The organism is Enterobacter cloacae complex sp. 372C4, from assembly GCF_050030615.1.
In the GTDB taxonomy this organism is placed as follows: Bacteria; Pseudomonadota; Gammaproteobacteria; order Enterobacterales; family Enterobacteriaceae; genus Enterobacter; species Enterobacter intestinihominis.
Genome location: NZ_JBLGUQ010000001.1, coordinates 3,215,577 through 3,228,465 on the forward strand (window position 1 = coordinate 3,215,577; position 12,889 = coordinate 3,228,465).

A 12,889-nucleotide genomic window follows, 5' to 3' on the forward strand; every position below is an offset into this window, starting at 1 on the left:
ATGGCAACTGATGTGCTTGGCTTCCTCTGGAACTCGTCAGGCGATAGCACCTTCAGGCTTAATGACCCGGGCGTCGGCAATCTTGAGTTCGACACGCTGGATCAGGAAACGCATGAGTGGACGCGCGATGTGACAATGAATCCCGTAGAAAACGGGTCGCCAATATCAGATCACATCATCCGTCAGCCGAAAAAGATTACCGTTGCCGGCATGATAAGCAACGCGCCGGTGACGGGGGTATTAACTCAGGCAGCAAACGCTCTGGATAGCGGATTTGACGGGGAAGACAGGGTTAACACAGCGATCAAGCTGCTTGACTCGCTCTATCTTTCAAACGAACTGGTAACCATCTACACCAAAAATTACACCTACGAGAATATGCTCATTCAGGGAATTAACATTCCCAGAAGGGTGGATGATGGTGATGCGGTCAATTTTACGATAGATGCTGTTCAGGCAAATATCGTCAGCACAGCTACGACAGAGGTTCCGCCTGGTGTAGGCGTCAGGAAAACGGATGCGACCAGTAATGGCGCTACCGCTAAAGCCGGGACATCAAACTCAGCAGACCCAGCTACGGCTAACCGGGCTACACCAACCAAAAACGTTGGTAAGAACACTGGTTCAATCCTGAGTCAGGCTTTGGATGGGTTATCTGGCTCTGGCGGTAAGCTTCAGGAATATCTCGGCAACATCATAGGTAATGTCACCCCATGACCCCACTAAATTTTCAGGCTGGATTTACTGACCAGACATTGCAGGCTGTTTTCGACGATACACCGGTTACGCTTCGCCTGCGATGGAATGAGCGCTTTGGCTTCTGGTCGCTTGGTATCTATGACCGTGAGTCATTGCCGATCATAACTGGAGTTAAGCTTGTACAGAATTACCCGCTTCTAAAGAACTTCAGTTTCGATAATTTCTCCGGAGATATCTACTTCATCCGTACTTATGGTGAAAAGGTTCGTCCTGATATCGATTCGATTGGAGGCGATCACCTGTTGGTGTATGCCACTAAGGAAGAAATAGATGAGTTTGTTTCTGCGAACGGGTGAAATCATCGTAGGTCAGCCTCAGGGTGAGGCAGTAAGCATTAAAGACCTGCGATTTGAGTTCGATATCACCAAAACAGCCAGCAAAACCGCCAACGAAGCATCACTAAAAATCTACAACGCCGCCCCCACGACAATCACTTTGATGGAGACCGTAAATAACGTGGTCATCATCAAGGCTGGCTACGTCAATGACATCGGAGCTATCACCATCTTCACTGGTACAACATGCCGTAGCCTGACGTATCAGGACGGTCCTGACATCATCACGGAGATGGAGTTAAGGGATAGCGTCATACCTTTACGCGACGCCAAGATAAGCGTTTCCTTCCCTCCAAATACGTCAGCAATGACCGTTCTGGATGGAGTGGCGAAGAACTTTGGACTGCCAATCAAGAAGAGCATCAGCAAGGTTCAGGATAAGCAGTACGTCGGCGGGTATGCCTATAACGGTAGGGTTCGTGATGCCATGGACAGGGTCTGTAATTATCTCGGGCTGGAGTGGAGCGCTCAGGATAGCGAAATACAGATTATCAAAAAGGGTGGCGTCTATGCAGACACGGCAGTCGTGCTGTCGAAAGACACTGGCATGATCGGATATCCCCGCCGAGAAGCTAAAACCATGACAGAAAAGACTGCCGCCAAGCAGGGCATCAAATATGGTCAGAAAGGTATAGTCAGGACGGTGGTGGATGTCGAAGACCCTACGGCAAAGCTCAAAGACAGAGTAACTCTTGAAGTGCAGGGCTACCGGGTGAGATCACTGCTTAACCCTGCCATTTATCCTGGCGCTTATGTGCAGCTTAAATCACGCGGCATAGACGGGGAGTTCTTCAGGGTTGAAGAAGCACATTACACCGGAGATACACACGGGCAGGAATGGAGCGTGGAAGCGCTATTGAGGTTTATCTGATGGCTGATAACAGTGATGTAGTAGAAGCGCTTAGGCGGCTTGTAAGCTCCGAAATGGACACGGTAAACACTGCACTTCCATGTACTGTTGTGAGTTACTCAGGCGGCAAGGTAACGGTAAAGCCTGATGGTGAGAAAATATATGCTGATGGTGATACCAATGCGTACCCGGTACTAAGCGATTTACGCATGGTGTGGCCGCAGTTCGCAAACGGCCAGGCTGGGCTGAAAGGCCCCGTTCAGGCAGGAGATAAGTGCCTTTTGGTGGTCTGCCAGCAGGCGACCGATGGAAGCGATGACACAAGGCGATTCGACATCATCGACTCATACGTTATTCCAGGTGCGGGATATAGCGATGCTGTTCCTGGCAACGATGACGTGAGAATGTATTTTGGCGACGCCTTCATTGCTATTGATGCCAGCGGGAAAATGACCATAAACGCGCCCGGTGGCGTGGAAGAAACAACCCCATTGCATACCGTTAAAGGAAGCATGACCGTTGAGCAGTTATTTACCTACCAGGGCGGCATGACGGGCTCAGGTGGTGAAACATCGGTAGCTACCATTACAGGGACGATGCAGGTGATTGGTGATGTGGTCATCAATGGCATCAGAATCGGCACTCACCGTCACCAGGGTGATAGCGGTGGCACTACAGGCGGTCCGGAGAACTAATGATTGATTTCAGACTTACAGATAACAAAGTCGTGTTCACTAACGGCCTTCTTCAGTACGTAGATGGTGCTGAGCGAGTCAGGCAGCAGATAGAGTTCAGGCTTAATCTGTGGCGCGGAGAGTGGTTCCTGGATAGCCAGTTCGGAACGCCTTACCTACAGGATGTTCTTGGCAAGCAGGTAACGCTTAATGGTGCACTATCAGCCATCCGTACAGAAATCCTGGCTGTAGAGGGTGTTACCGGAATCGTAGAATTTACCTACAACTTTGACCGGGCCGAACGAAAGCTTAGCATCGAGTTTACAGCCAACACTGAGTACGGGTTGGTGCAGTACCCCTGATAAATAACCCCTTCAATATGCCTCGCCAATGTGCGGGGCTTTTTTATGCCTGAAATAAGGTGCATATGGCTGATTACATTACTGCGACAGGCTTTGACAAGCCGACATTACCGGAGATGGTTCAGGAAATCGGTGATGCAATGGAAACGGTCGTAGGACCGATTAACAGAGAAGCTGATTCGACCACCGGACAGTGGATCGGAATTGAAGCTGAGCAAAACGCAATTCACTTCGAAACTGAAGAGGAGTTGTGGGCCAGCCGTTTTCTTGCTTCTGCTGAGGGATTCGCCCTTGATGCTCTAGGCGACTGGATGGGTGGGATTACCCGGCATGGCAAAACCACGACAAAAGTGAACGCCGTTATTTATGGCTCTGAATCACGACTTGTTCCTTCTGGTTCTTTAGCTTCTTTCGGTAATTACCAGTTCAGACTGACGGCAGATTATACCATCTCACGCTCGACGCTTCTGGATGGAGAGGTGAGGGTATCTAACAACACACAAACCAGTTACACGGTTCGGATTGCTGGCGTTGATCATACCTACACGAAAGTTGCAGGAGACACGGTAAACACCATTGCTACAGGCCTTGCCGCAGTAGTGGACTCAACAAGCCAGTATTCAGCAACAGCAAACGGCTCAGTAATCAGGCTCACCTCTGAAAACCTGATTGAAGGTTATGCAGTGTCGCTTAGCGCTGGGCTTGGGTGGCAGTTAATTGGTTCACCGGCAATCTTTGAGGCTACTGAAGCAGGTCCGATTGTCGTTCCTGTTGGTGGATTAAACAATCCTGTAAGTGCGATAACCGGATGGACAGGAGTTAATAACCTCGTTCAGGGAGCCACTGGTTCAGATCGCGAATCAGACACAGATTACCGCCAACGTTTATACCAGAGCAGAGCATCATCTGGCGGTGCTGCAACCATCCCAGCAATTGAGACACGCCTGATTACTGAAGTCAGCGGCGTAACCTTAGCCAAAGTCATTGAAAACGACACCATGGCGACAGTGGACAGCATTCCTCCAAAAGCCATCCACACTATCGTTTCTGGCGGTCTTGAGCAGGATATTGCTGACGCAATCTGGAAGTACAAAGGGGCTGGCATAGCGACATACGGCTCAATTGCGATCACTGTATATGACCGGTACGAAAGACCACACCTCGTTAACTTTTCACGACCTACAGAAGTGGATATTTACGTCAAAGTTGACGTTGTCCTTCTGGATACTGAGGAGCCATTACCTGCGACTGTTGTGGATGCTATCAAGCAGGGTGTTGTGGCTTACGGTGCGACGCTTGGTCTTGGCGATGACGTTATTACCCAGCGCATTTACGGATACATCTATGCCAATACTACCGGCATCGGGAAGATGACCATCACCGTCAGCACTGACGGAACTACGTTTGCAGAAAGTAACATTTCCGTTGCTGAAAACTCATTTGCTTCGTTCTCCGCTGCCAATGTGGAGGTCACAGGTGTCTGATGATTGGATTGATATCGATTTTCTTGCGCTGATACGACAAAGGCCTACTGACTGGCTTAAAAAAGGCGGACAGGTTCCCGATCTCTTTGCTGCTATTGGCGTTCTCCATCCCGAAATTGAAGCTCGCGCTAAATACATCTACCTGACGCAAAGCATTTACAACGCCCACGGCATAGAGCTGGACAGATTCGGACAGTACGTTGATGTCGGGCGTGATGGGATGTCTGACGATGATTATCGTCGGGCAATCATGCAGGCAAAGCTGGCAACTGCTTTTAGCGGAACTCCAGATAACGTCATGGTCGTAACGGCAACCACTACTTCAAGCACTGATGTCGAATTGGTTGAGCTCTATCCTGCCGCATTCAGCGTTCACGCAACCGGACCTTATGTCCCCACAAACATCAACGCCATCGTCGACCGCGCTTCTGTGGCTGGCGCCAGAGCTTATTCCACACACGATTATGGGCTAAACGGATTCTCCCTGGCAGGAATAGACACCAATTCAGGCCAGGCGTTACAGGTCGGCGATAACACAGCAATGCAGGTAGACACAGATACAGCGCTAGGACTTAACCGTGGGTCTGTATTCATTGCTGGATCATATCTTGATGCAGCTGGGTCAGTGTCAGGCGTACTTGAAGTAAACGGCTCATATCTCGGCGTCGCTGACGACGATTACCTTCTTATCTTCTCCCGTGACTATGGCGTCACCGGGACGATGCTCTGCGGCGCTATGCCTAAGTGAGAAATTAAATGGCTATCACATCATTTGCAGATACTGACGTCACTTATGCTGACGGGCAGAAAAACAAAGAACCAATTCCAGATGAAATTCTTGCCGGCGGGTTTGTGCCTCCCGTTCGCATGCCGGATGGATCAATCTCAGCAGGTAGCAAGCTAGCTGCAAATCACCTCAATACACTACTAAACGACTTGTATGCGCAAATAGCTGACCTGAAGGCTCGCGTTACAGCACTTGAGGGGGCTTAATGGCTGATATTCTTCTCAAGTATCTTACTGATCTGCCATCAGCATCAGATGCAGAATCAACAGACCTGATGCATATCAATCAGAACGGCAACGACCGCTCAATCACTCTGGATGCTCTTGCCACTGCCTTATTCAACATGCGCTATCCGGTTGGAAAAGTAGAGTGGTTCGCAAATGACGTCAATCCAAATGCAATCTGGCAGGGTTCAACGTGGGCGAGGATTCCAGGTGCTGGCAGAACTATCCGTCTAGCTAACAGCACTGGAAGTGACGTTCTCCAGCAGGGTGGTAGTGATTCTGTAACTCTGACAAGCGCGAATATTCCACCGCATGTTCACCCAGTAGATTTACGAACCGGTCAGTTTGACTACGGGACAAAAAACACAAGCCAGGATACTCATGGTCACACCGTTCCATTGAAGAGTGTTGGCAAATGGACGGGTGGGTCTCAGGACGGAAGTAGCGACGATATCAGCTCTTCTCAATCTACAAACACGTCTAGTTATCAACATTCCCATACCGTTGCTATAGGCGCTCATGACCACCCCGTGAAGGGGGATACTGGAAGCACAGGCGACGGAACCCAATTCTCCGTAGCTAACCAATACGTCAAACTTGCCGGATGGTACAGGACTGCATAAATGGCCGAACAAAAAGTAAAGTTAACCGACTTACCCGCAGCAACAGATACCATTGATACCGCACAGCTGCTGATAAACCAGAACAGCACAGACCAAAAACTTCCAGTAACGCATTTTCTTCGCGCAAAAAACAACCTTTCTGACCTTGCCGATATTGTTCAGGCGCGCGCGAACCTTGATGTCCCATCAGTAGATGAGGTAAATGACAAGCTTACTGCTTTTATCGACGGTTCGAGCACTTTTGTTGCTGGCGCATCACTGGCATCCAGATCTGATTTTATATGGGATGAGGAAAGCAAAAACTGGTATTACTGGGGTGGAGATTTACCGAAGCAAGTTCCGGCAGCCTCAAGCCCAAGCTCTACAGGTGGTGAGGGTAAAAATGCGTGGCATCAAGTATCATCACCAAAAAAACAAAGCATCTCTTTTTTAGAATTTGGTGCTATAGGTGATGGAGTGACAAATGACGCACCAGCCATAGCTCAGGCGCTGAACTATGCTTTTGTCAATAATTTAGATGTTCGACAATCAAGTGGAACGTTCTTGCTTGATGGCGGAACATACCTCGACATTAAAAACTTAAACGTTGATCTGACGGGGTCAGTTTTAAAACCGACTGCGACATGGACAGGTCAGATTGTTATTAGCCAGCCTGTTACCCCTGTTACCTACGGCCCTGGCTCTGCTCCAGTTAATGGAGTTAATGCGTCAACAGGTAACTCTCGCGGTGTAGGCAGTAACTATCTCGATGGTCTGGCTTCTAATACCGACCTTGACGGTTGCTTCATTCAGTTATCGACATCTCAACCGATGTTTATATTCAGGGATACGGCGTATACTCGCGTTGATTTCAACAGGGTATATAACCGTGGAAATATTGAAAACCCGCTTAGGTATGGACTTGGCACAAACGCTACATCTATTAAAGCCCTTAAAATACGCAAGGATGTGCAAACTATTAAAGGGCTAACCATAGATGAAAGTCTCACTAGGAATTATCGAATTATTTACATTAATCAAGCGTCACGAGTCCGCCTGATTAATACTTCATTTATTAATAGACCCATAACACAAAACTTCAGTGATAGCCGTCTTGAAATCAACGAAAGCTATGATGTCATAGTAGACGGCCTATTCGCGCCTTCAGTGGCAGACTCGTTTACCGGTACTGGCGATATCTACTCCTACGCCATCGGCCTAGGTAATTCGATGAATGTCACTATCAAAAACGCATCAGCAAACGGCGAAGGGTGGGGCGCAACCGGCAGCAATAATTGCGCCAATGTGAGATTTGAACGGTGTGACTTAAGCCGAATTGATTTCCACATGCCATTCCAGAACTATTTAAAAATTAATGACTGCAATATCGGCCGCAGCGGAGTTCTCGTAACTGGGATTGGTGACCTGTACGTCACAAACTCGACATTCAATTCATCACCCGACATGCCTGGAAACATCATTGCAACTCGCTCCGATGCTGGTGGTTACTTTGATGGCGATTTATATATGGAGAATATCAAGCTAACTGGTTTGCGCAACGGAGTGCCTGGCAACGGGATTATAAATGCAGCCATCACAGCCGGACAGGGGCCAAGCAGTGGGTCCCCGATAAGCCCTACGTTATTCAACAGTATTACCCTGAAAGATATCAAAGTTTTCCCTGGCAGCTTGTCGGCATATCCTGGAACATTGATAACTGTCGGTCGTGACGATACTCTTTACTTTCCTAAGAAAATTGTTATTGACGGTCTAGATTTTGGCACTCTCCCCAAGAGTGCAGGAGTTGGGCTTAACATAGACTTCTCCCGCTTCAAGGCGCTATATTCAGATATGTCTAACTCGGAGAGCTCTATTACCGGTCGATATACCACTGACATTCTTATCAATGACATCTGTGCGCCATTCTTCTCTGTGACGTCAGCATCATCCCGTCACAATCCGCGTGTTGTTGCCAGCAATGTTAGGCACGGTGTGCCAGGAGAGGCTTACACATTGTTCGAAACAAATCAACGCGGAAGCTATGAATTCACAGATTGCAAATTTGAGCGTATACGAGCTTTTAGTGGGACAGACCCTAACGGGCCTGTAAGTATCAAAATGAAAGGAGGTAAGCTCTGGAGCGCATCTACTACATTGAGCCCTATAGACGGAACTACAGCGCACGAGATCGACCTTGATAATGTGCAGATTATCTGTGCTTTCTTGTCGCAAGACCAGACCGCACTGCCTGTAACAAGAGGCCTGATAAGTAGGGCAGTACTGCGAAACTGTGAGTTTTGGGATGTGACAGGGGTTAAACAGTCCAGCTTGCCGTTTGCTACTGTAGAGTCAACATCTGCCACCATGTCAGTTCCATTTAAAGTTGGACAGCATTTTGTTATCGCTACCGGCTTTTCTGCGGGAGGAACATATACTCTCACGAGCTCAAGAGCGATTGGTGTATCTGGAGCTAAGCAGAACTTCAACATTGGATCTGCTGGCAATCTAATACTAACCTACACAGTGTCAGGGCAGAACGTCACGCAAATAGTAATGACCTCTCCTGCCAGCAATGACATAAGAACCCTATCAATCACTTAAATGCACAGCATTTGTACAAATTAAATAAATATCGGGGTGGCAAACCCCGATATTTATAAATTGAATTGTTAGATTATTTTCTTAACAATTAGCTGAGTTATTGTGTGAGCCTTTACAAGGTCTAAAATAGTGCTTGATGATTTAGGATTGACAGGAACTTTATTTAACCTGCTATCCAAATATTCAATCAACAAAGTGGCCGATTTGAAATCAGGAGATCTGCGTTTTATTGAAGGTTCGCTCAGCATTGTGAAAATTAATTTTCTATTGCTAAATGGGGATACCTCATCCATTGCGATATCTTGCTCTAAGGGGAACATAGACCCCCATATTGCCATTCTTTGCTCCCAGTAGAAAAGATCGGTAATTGATATGTTGTTATCTTGAGAATATCTTTTAGCTCCAGTTAAGGTTAGCCAATCATTAATCTTTCTTTCCAGTATTGGCCATTTTTTAGTTCCAGAAAGTATGGAGAGCGATTTAGCGCTAAATCCAAATATTGATGTGCCATAATAAGATCTGAATATCTCTGCGCCATTACCATTAATGTTCACCTTTTCAAAGTGAGATTTCTTATAGTGGTAGTATATATTATCAATCTTAGGCAAATCCCTCCCACCAAGAACTGTTTTTTTGATTTCATTTTTGAACTCATTTGGTGCGGACGGAGGGGTTATAGCATTGAAATTTACACCAACTATCTTTGATAGCTCTTTTGGAATGGACACATCTTCGTGGTTTGAGTTTTCTTCTCCAAATACATAATAATCGATGCTATCTTTAACAGATTCAGATGCCGCAAGAAGAATCCTGCTGTCAATGCCAGCCGTTATAGGCTGCATCAATCTATACCTTTCAGAGAGTGCTGAAATTGTATTCTTTATCATTGATGACGAGATGGCAATTGCATCACCACCAATCCTTGGGGGAGGCATGCGATGCAACGAAAAATCACGTATAGACAGGTAGTGGTTTGGTATTAAATATCTGAACCTTTCATCTATAGAAGTTACTCCAAACCATGGGCTTTCTTTTCTTCTGTAGGCTTCATCACGCATCATCTCTTTTATATTTTCATTAATAACTGTGTTAAATCCAAATATGTGAGCAGCGTAATTTTCAGATGAAGTAATTAATTTTGCGCCATTATGCATCATAAATAGCGCTCTTTTGAATCCGCAAGCATCAGTCAGCATATATACATCTGAATTTATGATGAAAGCAATTACGTACCTTCCCGCCATCCCATCGGTAAATTCGAAAACACTTTCAAGGCTATCGCATGATGATACAGCGTCTACTATATCTCTAGGCGACATGCCAGGGTCGCAACTATTGACGATTTTGCCTATGATTAGGCAATTGTCATTAGCGCAAACCTCTGATCCCTCCCCTAGGTGTACGCTCATTCCGTGCCATTCCATGTCGGGGGTGATGTTTCCTCTTAGCGAGGACTCTGATATAGCATATTGATTTCTGAACATTATTAACTCCATCCTGGCTCAATTTCAGAACATTTGAGCGTGTTGATGACACCTATTGATGTGTACTTGGCGAATAACTTTAACATGATAAAAATCAGTGAATTCTGAAAGGTCTGAAGTGTAGCACCACAAACGCTATTGATCGATACCGCCGATCGATAATACTGTATGAATATGCAGTAACTATCGGAGGTGAGTTATGGGGTTCCCGAGTCCAGCTGCTGATTACGTTGAAAGTCGCCTGTCACTTGATGAGGCGCTTATCATGAAACCTGCTGCTACGTACTACATGCGGGCGGGTGAGACGATATACCGCTGCGGCATCATGAAGGATGCGCTCCTTGTCATCGATTCGTCGCTTAAGCCGTGTGACGGCTCGCTGCTTATCTGTGACTGTAACGGTGAGTTTAAAGTAAAGAGGTATCGCACATACCCGCAGCCGCATCTTGAGAATGTGGCGAACGGGAGAAAGGAGAGGCTGCCTGGCAACGACGAGGGTATCAGCGGAGCGCTACCAATATTTGGAGTCATCACGTACATCATCAACGATGCGCGGACGGGTGAGTTTGATGATTGCCCGGTGATGTGAAGGAAACTACACAGCTATACCATGAGGCATGGCTGTGTACTCTCTGTGTCACAGCTGTGTCATGCATGGATGAATCAGAAGGAAATACGACAGCATGTAATGACACGTTATGACACAAACGCGGTGCGAGCGCGGAAAAACCAATGATATTACAGTGTGTTAAACAGTACTCTACGTTCTTCTAAGCCGTAGGTCGTAGGTTCGAATCCTACAGGGCGTGCCATTAACCCTCCGGCACTCAGCCGTTCCTGACCAGCCTGAATCGTGTTTTCATTACCTTTAATAACTGGCCTTCCAGGGTCATACGACACATTGACTTTTCCCCCAACTTACTTGCCGGGGGAGAGCGCCATTAGTGCCCTGTAACGGCCGCGGCGGCGACCGGATGGTCAGCGTTAGCGACCACAGTTGCACGGGCGACGGGATGATAACTACCGTCTGTTGCGGCTGCGACGGCGACAGGGTGATCGGCAGATACCACCGCCGTGGTGCGGGCGACAGGATGGTTACCTTCACCGGTGGCCGCCGCAACGGCAACAGGATGATCGGCGGAGGCGACGGCAGTCGCACGGGCTACCGGATGATTTGCAAATGCAGAAAATGATGCCGCAGTGAAAGCCAGAGCGAGAATGACTTTTTTCATAATATAACTCCTGATGTTTTCCCTGTATGGACAGGGACCATTATTTTAATAACGATGATTGGTAATTATTGAGAATTGTGCAATGGATATTGCTTCGTCTGAATCAAATACTCTGACAATGTATCTGGAAAACACGTTATTGACAATTGAAGTCAATATACCTTTCCAGTTTTAAATTGTTTATTTTTAAATTTATGGTCGTTTTGTGTAAAAATAAATTATTTGCCTGGTAAAGCATATTTAGCTAAAGGAGATGATTTTTCGCCGGGCAGAATAGTGTCACCTTCAATGAATAATAAAGGCTTAAAATGAAAAAATATTTACTCATCGCGTTGAGCTTTCTGGCTATCACCAGTCCGGCGAGTTACGCTGGCATCCGATCGCTGGTGGAGGATGGCACGGTTCTGCAGAGCCAAATTATTACGCATACGCGAGAAGGGTATCATCCGCTGCGTACCTTAACCGCGGGCACGATTGGTGGCGTAGTGGGTCACCAGTTCGGTAACGGCAAAGGGAAAACCGCCATGACGGTAGCCGGTGCAACAGCCGGGGCGGCGGCTTCTCATAACCGGCAGTCTAACGAACTGGCAGCACAGGAAGTGAAGTTACTTATCAAGACTCAATCCGGGCAGACTATTCAGGTGGTGCAGCACAATAATGGTTTGACATTTAACCCTGGCGACAAAGTTCGTATCATCACAACGGGTTCTAATACCACCGTGGAAAAATCATACTAAGCACATTATTATGATTACAAAAATGAAATACCGTGGTTTTCACGTCTGTTATAAAAATAACGATACACGATACCTGGAAATACTGGACGATATATTGTCCTGTAATGTAAAAAGACTCAGCGTTCAGATGGTATTTAAAAGCCTTCCGCATACCCACGTCTCTTTACTGAATACCCCCTACGGACAGTTTGTATTAAAGATTTACTCCCCCAGGAAAAAAAGGATAGAAAAATTTTTCAAATCGTTTTTTACGCCCAACCCCAACGAAAATTTGATTGAGCGGATCGACTATGCTGGCAGGCAAGGTCATACCTTCCCGAATGATTTTTATCTCCTGGCTGAACGCCGGATTTTCAGATTCGCAACAATCTCGCTCATGTTGTTTGAGTATGTCCCCGGTCCGGAGTTACGCGTTCTTCCCGCGATCACGCCGGACATAAAGCGTGAAATCCGACACAGTATGCAGAAAATGCACAATCTGAAAATCATTTCCGGCGATGCGCACGGCGGGAACTTCATCCTGAGTGAAAAAGGAATAAGGATCATCGATCTGTCCGGAAAGCGTTGTAACGCGAAAAGGATTGTTGAAGACAACGTGACGGCCAGCCTGCGCATTGGTATTCCCATTGAATCCCACCGGCGTTGGGAAAAACGCCTGATCGCAAAAAAAATCAGACGACACCATAAAATCGTCCAGAGGAAGTATCTGGCGCGTTCAAATACCGCTTAAACCCTTTATTCATGCAGGACAACAGCCT

General features: G+C 46.9%; 15 protein-coding genes. 13 read left to right on the top strand and 2 right to left on the bottom strand.

Annotation, left to right across the window (positions count from 1 at the left end):
* The 10 genes from ACQG11_RS15695 (at window position 1) to ACQG11_RS15740 (ending at window position 8,678) form a co-directional block, all read left to right on the top strand.
* The gene (locus ACQG11_RS15695) at window positions 1–717 is read left to right on the top strand and encodes a phage baseplate protein (protein WP_063948569.1); all 717 of its coding nucleotides are present in this window, start codon (window positions 1–3) and stop codon (window positions 715–717) included.
* Window positions 714–1,055: a phage baseplate plug family protein gene (locus ACQG11_RS15700; protein ID WP_006809747.1), complete on the top strand. Its 342-nt coding sequence runs from the start codon at window positions 714–716 to the stop codon at window positions 1,053–1,055. The genes ACQG11_RS15695 and ACQG11_RS15700 overlap by 4 nt, the downstream gene beginning before the upstream one ends.
* Window positions 1,030–1,965 carry a phage protein gene (locus ACQG11_RS15705; protein WP_426728547.1) on the top strand — a complete coding sequence of 312 codons (936 nt, stop codon included), beginning with the start codon at window positions 1,030–1,032 and terminating at the stop codon, window positions 1,963–1,965. Before ACQG11_RS15700 ends, ACQG11_RS15705 begins: the two co-directional genes overlap by 26 nt.
* Window positions 1,965–2,639, top strand: a complete 675-nt coding sequence (locus ACQG11_RS15710; protein ID WP_411356060.1) for a Gp138 family membrane-puncturing spike protein — start codon at window positions 1,965–1,967, stop codon at window positions 2,637–2,639. The genes ACQG11_RS15705 and ACQG11_RS15710 overlap by 1 nt, the downstream gene beginning before the upstream one ends.
* Window positions 2,639–2,980 carry a hypothetical protein gene (locus ACQG11_RS15715; protein ID WP_426728548.1) on the top strand — a complete coding sequence of 114 codons (342 nt, stop codon included), beginning with the start codon at window positions 2,639–2,641 and terminating at the stop codon, window positions 2,978–2,980. Before ACQG11_RS15710 ends, ACQG11_RS15715 begins: the two co-directional genes overlap by 1 nt.
* A gap of 65 nt (window positions 2,981–3,045) precedes the next feature.
* A complete protein-coding gene (locus tag ACQG11_RS15720; protein ID WP_426728549.1) occupies window positions 3,046–4,464 on the top strand; it encodes a baseplate J/gp47 family protein in 1,419 nt (472 codons plus the stop codon).
* The gene (locus ACQG11_RS15725) at window positions 4,457–5,212 is read left to right on the top strand and encodes a hypothetical protein (protein WP_426728550.1); all 756 of its coding nucleotides are present in this window, start codon (window positions 4,457–4,459) and stop codon (window positions 5,210–5,212) included. Before ACQG11_RS15720 ends, ACQG11_RS15725 begins: the two co-directional genes overlap by 8 nt.
* A gap of 8 nt (window positions 5,213–5,220) precedes the next feature.
* Window positions 5,221–5,457 carry a phosphoglycolate phosphatase gene (locus tag ACQG11_RS15730; protein ID WP_426728551.1) on the top strand — a complete coding sequence of 79 codons (237 nt, stop codon included), beginning with the start codon at window positions 5,221–5,223 and terminating at the stop codon, window positions 5,455–5,457.
* A complete protein-coding gene (locus ACQG11_RS15735) occupies window positions 5,457–6,098 on the top strand; it encodes a phage baseplate protein (protein ID WP_426728552.1) in 642 nt (213 codons plus the stop codon). Before ACQG11_RS15730 ends, ACQG11_RS15735 begins: the two co-directional genes overlap by 1 nt.
* The gene (locus ACQG11_RS15740; RefSeq protein ID WP_426728553.1) at window positions 6,099–8,678 is read left to right on the top strand and encodes a hypothetical protein; all 2,580 of its coding nucleotides are present in this window, start codon (window positions 6,099–6,101) and stop codon (window positions 8,676–8,678) included.
* A 68-nt stretch (window positions 8,679–8,746) separates the two neighbouring features.
* Here ACQG11_RS15740 and ACQG11_RS15745 read toward each other — a convergent pair whose 3' ends face one another.
* Entirely contained in the window at window positions 8,747–10,162 is a 1,416-nt protein-coding gene (locus tag ACQG11_RS15745) for a hypothetical protein (RefSeq protein WP_426728554.1), read from the bottom strand.
* A 199-nt stretch (window positions 10,163–10,361) separates the two neighbouring features.
* On the opposite strand from ACQG11_RS15745, the gene ACQG11_RS15750 reads away from it, so the two are divergent.
* Window positions 10,362–10,751 carry a S24 family peptidase gene (locus tag ACQG11_RS15750; RefSeq protein WP_426728555.1) on the top strand — a complete coding sequence of 130 codons (390 nt, stop codon included), beginning with the start codon at window positions 10,362–10,364 and terminating at the stop codon, window positions 10,749–10,751.
* 352 nt (window positions 10,752–11,103) lie between these two features.
* On the opposite strand, the gene ACQG11_RS15755 is transcribed toward ACQG11_RS15750, so the two are convergent.
* A complete protein-coding gene (locus ACQG11_RS15755; protein WP_022647314.1) occupies window positions 11,104–11,394 on the bottom strand; it encodes a hypothetical protein in 291 nt (96 codons plus the stop codon).
* 308 nt (window positions 11,395–11,702) lie between these two features.
* Here ACQG11_RS15755 and ACQG11_RS15760 point away from each other — a divergent pair, with 308 nt between their 5' ends.
* Together ACQG11_RS15760 and ACQG11_RS15765 are read left to right on the top strand one after the other, a co-directional pair.
* Window positions 11,703–12,131 (top strand): glycine zipper 2TM domain-containing protein, encoded by a 429-nt coding sequence (locus ACQG11_RS15760; protein ID WP_022647316.1) that lies wholly within the window; start codon window positions 11,703–11,705, stop codon window positions 12,129–12,131.
* A gap of 10 nt (window positions 12,132–12,141) precedes the next feature.
* A complete protein-coding gene (locus tag ACQG11_RS15765) occupies window positions 12,142–12,861 on the top strand; it encodes a lipopolysaccharide core heptose(II) kinase RfaY (protein ID WP_426728556.1) in 720 nt (239 codons plus the stop codon).
* Window positions 12,862–12,889: the final 28 nt, after the last annotated feature.